The organism is Nocardioides stalactiti, assembly GCF_014180715.1.
GTDB lineage: Bacteria > Actinomycetota > Actinomycetes > Propionibacteriales > Nocardioidaceae > Nocardioides > Nocardioides stalactiti.
The window spans coordinates 1-4167 of record NZ_JACEFC010000197.1 but is presented as its reverse complement, the minus strand read 5'-3'; the positions used below and the strand labels follow the sequence as shown (position 1 = coordinate 4167).

General features: G+C 71.6%; 3 protein-coding genes and 2 pseudogenes. 2 read left to right on the top strand and 3 right to left on the bottom strand.

Going from position 1 to position 4167, the window contains the following annotated elements; translation table 11 throughout:
• Positions 1-145 precede the first annotated feature (145 nt).
• Together H0487_RS21965 and H0487_RS21960 are read left to right on the top strand one after the other, a co-directional pair.
• Entirely contained in the window at positions 146-1960 is a 1815-nt protein-coding gene (locus tag H0487_RS21965) for a dolichyl-phosphate-mannose--protein mannosyltransferase (protein ID WP_183096342.1), read from the top strand.
• The gene (locus H0487_RS21960; protein WP_183096341.1) at positions 1960-2436 is read left to right on the top strand and encodes a hypothetical protein; all 477 of its coding nucleotides are present in this window, start codon (positions 1960-1962) and stop codon (positions 2434-2436) included. The genes H0487_RS21965 and H0487_RS21960 overlap by 1 nt, the downstream gene beginning before the upstream one ends.
• 31 nt (positions 2437-2467) lie before the next feature.
• On the opposite strand, the gene H0487_RS21955 is transcribed toward H0487_RS21960, so the two are convergent.
• From H0487_RS21955 to H0487_RS24520, 3 genes and pseudogenes are all read right to left on the bottom strand, one after another.
• Positions 2468-3121, bottom strand: a complete 654-nt coding sequence (locus H0487_RS21955; RefSeq protein WP_183096340.1) for a methyltransferase — start codon at positions 3119-3121, stop codon at positions 2468-2470.
• A gap of 167 nt (positions 3122-3288) precedes the next feature.
• Positions 3289-3546: pseudogene (locus tag H0487_RS23000) on the bottom strand (ANTAR domain-containing protein); the annotation flags it as partial.
• A 128-nt stretch (positions 3547-3674) separates the two neighbouring features.
• Positions 3675-4001: pseudogene (locus H0487_RS24520) on the bottom strand (PAS domain-containing protein); the annotation flags it as partial.
• Positions 4002-4167 lie beyond the last annotated feature (166 nt).

Here is a 4167-nt window from a genome sequence, read left to right as displayed (position 1 = left end):
CGTCGGCCGCCGCGAGCTCCTCCGCCAGCCGCGGCGGGGCGTCGGCCACGCGCCCGATCGGCGTCGCCGCCAGCACCAGCACGCCCGAGGAGCTCCCTGCCGAGGTCACGGGGCGATTGTGTCAGTGACCGTAGAGTTCACGCTCGTGACCGCGACCGACCAGGAGCCGACGACCCGTCGGTGGGCCGGCCTGTCGCGCACCGCCCAGGGCGACGCGGTGCCGTCGGCGTTCGATCGGTCCCGCGGGTTCCTCGCGGGGCTACGTCCCAGCGACCGCGCGCTCGGCTGGCTCGCGCCGCTGTCGGTAACCCTGCTGGCGTTCGCGCTCCGGCTCTACCACCTCGGTACGCCGAAGCGGTTCGCGTTCGACGAGACCTACTACGCCAAGGACGCGTGGTCGCTCCTCAACAACGGTCACGCCCAGACCTACCTGGCCGACGTCGACGGCAACACGAACAACAAGATCGACGACGACATCCTGGCCGGCCACGTCCACGACGTGTGGACGGGCGACCCGTCGATGGCGGTCCACCCGGAGGTCGGCAAGTGGCTGATCGCGCTGGGCGAGAAGGCGTTCGGCATGGAGCCGTTCGGCTGGCGGATCATGTCGGCGGTCATCGGGGCGCTGATGGTGCTGGTGATGTGCCGACTGCTGCGGCGGATGACCGGTTCCACCGTGCTCGGCTGCATCGCCGGCCTGCTGCTGATGTTCGACGGCCTCCACTTCGTGCTGTCGCGGCTGGCCCTGCTCGACATCTTCCTGGCGTTCTTCCTGCTCTGCGGGATCCACTGCATCGTCGCCGACCGCGACCGCTTCCGGCGGCGGCTCGGCGAGCACGCCGTCGACGACGTCACCGGCGAGGTGGTCGTGCAGGGCTGGGGTCCCGTCCGCGGCCTCCTGCTCCGGCCCTGGCTGCTCACCGGCGGGATCTGCTTCGGGCTCGCCATCGGCACCAAATGGGTCGCCCTCTATCCCCTCGCGACGTTCGGCCTCCTCGTGTGGCTGTGGTCCGCCGGTGCGCGGCGCAGCTTCGGCGTCCGCTGGGCCGTCCTCCGCTCCGCGCTCGTCGACGGCGTACCGGCGTTCCTCCAGCTCGTCCTGGTCGCCGTCATCACCTACATCGCGACCTGGGGCGGTTGGCTCGCGCACTCCAACGACTACGAGGACCACCTCAGCTCCACGCAGTACCGGCAGTACACCGGCCAGGGCCACTGTGCCGAGGACGACGACCGCTACGTCGCCACCGACCTCGACGAGTCGAAGCGGTGGCCGACGGCGAAGGAGAAGGACGCGAAGGGCCTGGGTGAGGCGTGGCAGTCGCTGCGGTCGCTCTGGTACTACCACCAGGACGTCTACACGTTCCACACCCACTTCCTGAACTGCTCCACGCACACCTACCAGTCCAAGCCGTCGAGCTGGCTGCTCATCAACCGGCCGGTCGGCGTGGCCGTCACCAACGACATCCAGCCGGCCGACCGGGACCTGCCGGCCGACCAGGAGGACCTCCCCCGCGACAAGGACTGCGACGCCCCCGAGGGCAGCGACTGCATCCGCCAGGTGCTGCTCATCGGCAACCCGATGATCTGGTGGGGCGGCTGCATCGCGCTGCTGTTCTCGGTGGTGATGTGGGTCGGCGCGCGCGACTGGAGGTACGGCGTCGCCGTGATGGGCACGCTGTCGACCTGGCTGCCGTGGATGCAGTACGACACCCGGCCGATCTTCCTCTTCTACGCGATCGCCATCCTGCCGTTCGTGGTGATGGCGCTGACCCTCTCGATCGGCACGTTGATCGGACCGTCCCGGCTCCCCTCGGCCCGGCGTACCGTCGGGGTCGTGGTGGGCGGCGCGTTCCTGGTCCTGGTGCTGGTGAACTACGCGTGGTTCTGGCCGATCTGGACCAACGGCCTGCTCACGAGCAGCGAGTGGCTCGACCGGATCTGGTTCGCGAGGTGGGTGTGATGAAGGTGGACGAGGTCCGGACCGTGCTCGTGGTCGCCGCGGTCGTCGCGGCGCTCGGGCTGAGCGGGTGCGGTGACGACAGCGGCTCGGACGGCGACGAGAGCCCGACCGCGACCAGCACGCTGCCGGTCGTCGCCGACGAGACCTGGTGCGCGGGCTGGCAGGAGCTGGTCGCCCTCCAGGGCCAGTGGCTCGCGACCCCGACCCCGGACAGCACCGCGCAGCTGCTGGCCTCGGTCGACGCGCTGCGCGGGCTCGGCGTACCGGAGAGCCTCGACCCCACCGGCCACACCGAGCTGACCGCCGTCCTCGACGACGTGCGCGCCAGCGCGGACCCGTCGTTCACGCCGACGGTCCGGCCCTCGGAGCCGGCCGACGTCGGGCTCGGCCACGACCACGGCGACGAAGGGGAGGCCGAGGACGAGCACGGCGAGGCACCGTTCGGCACCTGGCTCGTCGACCACTGCGCGCCCTGAGGCCCGCACGCGCCGGCGTCGAGCCGAGGGACTACCGTCCGAGCTCCTGGACGATGTCGACGAGCACTCCCTCCGGCGTGTAGTCGCGGGTCTCGGCGATCGTCCAGCGCGGGCCGGCGCCACCGCCGAGCCCGGCGAGCAGGGCCTCGACGATCGTGACCTGGTCGTAGTCACCGACCTGGGCGACGATGTGCCCACCCGGGTCCAGGTGCCGCATCGCGACCCCGAGCCCGAGCACCAGCTGGTCGGTCCCGTCGTTCCCTCCGTCGATCGCCTCGATCGGGTCCTCGGGGAACTCCTGGACTCGCGCGGTCGGGACCCACGGCGGGTCGAGGATGACCAGCCCGACGCGCTCGTCCTCCCCCATCGCCAGACCCAGCGGTGCCTCCCGTACGTCGGAGAGGACCCCCGCGGCTGCCGCGTTCCGGCGTGCGTACGCAGCAGCCACGGGGTCCCGGTCGACCTGGATGAGGGGCCGGCCGGTCAGGGAGGCCGTGAGGAGCCCGATCTGGCCCGCGCCGCAGCACAGCTCCAGGATCGGCCCCTCGGGACAGGACGCCGCGAGGTCCGCTGCCCAGTAGCTCTGGGCGGTGGTCCACCAGCGCGGCCGGAGGACGCGTGCGTCCCACTGGATCTGGAGGTCGCCGAATTCGGCGACCTGAGTCGGGAGCTCCACCGCGGTCATGGCACCCAGGTACCCCACCGAACTTTCCGACATACCGGGCGGTCATGCCGACCGGCAGCGGTTGGACAGGAGCGGACCGGGTACCGCAGCGGCGTCCGACCACGGCCCCCGGATCGGCGTCCACCGTCTCCGGCCGGCCGCTCCTCCGGCTGGGACCTCTCGGGGTCTCAGCTGTCGTTGGCGACGGAGCGGTCGGCCGGTTCCCGGTCGGTCAGGTCGTGGATGAGCCCGTCGAGCATCCCCCGGAGACCCGGGTGGCTCGCGGCACCGGTCCGGGCGACGTCGATGAGCCGCTCGGCCAGGTCGCGCACCTTGACGTTGCGGTTGCGGGACCACCAGCGCAGCATGGCGAACGCCGCATCGGGGTCCAGGCCGTAGCCGAGCATGAGGACGCCCTTGGCCTGCTCGATNCGCGAGCGACGGCCGAGGCGGCGACGGCGGCGTCGGCCGCCGCGGCGTTCTCGGCGGCGAACTCCGGGGTCAGGTCGAGGTAGTAGCCGACGAGGTGCTCGACATCGCCCGACTCCCCGCGGACGCCTTCGCCGACGACCACCACCCGCCGCTCGGCGTCATGGGTCCGGAGCCGGTAGTAGAGGTTGAACGGCTCGCCGGTCTCCCGCGCGTGCTGGAAGGTGTCGCGCACCCGGTCGCGGTCGCCGTCGTGCTTGTGCTTGAGGAAGAGCGCGGTCGTGGGCTCGACCTCACCCGGCCGGTACCCGTGGATCGCGAAGACCTCGTCGTCCCACTCCCAGGCGTCGTTCGCGATGTCGTAGGAGAACCGGCCCGCCTGGCGCAGCCCGTCTTCCTCGTCCTCGTAGTGGTGGACGATGGTGTCGGGGACGTCGGCGAGGCTCTCCTCACGGCGTTCCTCGGGCGTCATCGCGGTCACGCCGACAGATTAAGGGGAGCCGGGTCGCCGTGACAGTGAAATCGGCCCGCGGCCAGTCCGCAAAATCAGTCCCGGCCCCGACCCGGGGTGGCGGGTCGGGGCCGGAGCCTCGGGGTCAGGCGGCGGTGGTCCGCCGTCCGCCGGTGGTGGAGCGGCG

Excerpts from the sequence above, each read along its gene's own strand:
- H0487_RS21960 (WP_183096341.1), top strand. The coding sequence starts at position 1,960 with ATGAAGGTGGACGAGGTCCGGACCGTGCTCGTGGTCGCCGCGGTCGTC.
- H0487_RS21955 (WP_183096340.1), bottom strand. The coding sequence starts at position 3,121 with ATGACCGCGGTGGAGCTCCCGACTCAGGTCGCCGAATTCGGCGACCTC.